The organism is Bacillus sp. LR--39 (assembly GCF_053613335.1).
Genome location: NZ_JBSIOT010001444.1, coordinates 1 through 546, shown reverse-complemented (window position 1 = coordinate 546; position 546 = coordinate 1). Strand labels below are relative to the sequence as shown.

At 48.5% G+C, this 546-nt stretch carries 1 pseudogene and 1 other annotated feature; the pseudogene reads right to left on the bottom strand.

From position 1 onward, the window contains the following. Positions 1–24: 24 nt before the first annotated feature. Positions 25–253 (bottom strand) — a binding site (T-box leader). A gap of 46 nt (positions 254–299) precedes the next feature. After that, positions 300–546, bottom strand: a pseudogene (locus tag ACWHAR_RS31030) (MFS transporter); the annotation flags it as partial.

Here is a 546-nt window from a genome sequence, read left to right as displayed (position 1 = left end):
ATAAAAAAACACACCCATCCCTCTAAAAGGGACGAATGTGTTGATCATCCGTGGTTCCACCCAAATTCCCGATCAATTACACATGGTGATCGGCTTAAAGATGCTGTAACGCAGCATGACGGTATCAGATACTTGTTTTCCCCGATACGGCTCAAAGGCGGTAAGCTGCTTTCCCTGCGTTAGGAAGATCTCAGCTGTCCTTCCCTCTCTGGAAACCGTAAAAAGCATCTCGTGTCCTTATCAGTGCCTGTTGTTTCAATAATTTTTTATATCTTACTATATATTCCCACAAAGCGCAATCAGTGATTTACATTTTTTTCTGACGCGGCAGTCCCGTTATGGGCAGCCAGAAACAGCCATACAAGCAATGCAGCGAGGCTGTATGCCGCTCCCATCATCAAAAACGTAAACCCGGCACCGGCATACCAAGTGGCGGACAGATGAATGATCACCCCGGTTATCGCTACGCCGACCAAGGCTCCGATTTGCCGGTTTGCATTTAACGCCGCACCGGCGATATTCGCATGTCTTTGCCCGGCAGCCTGC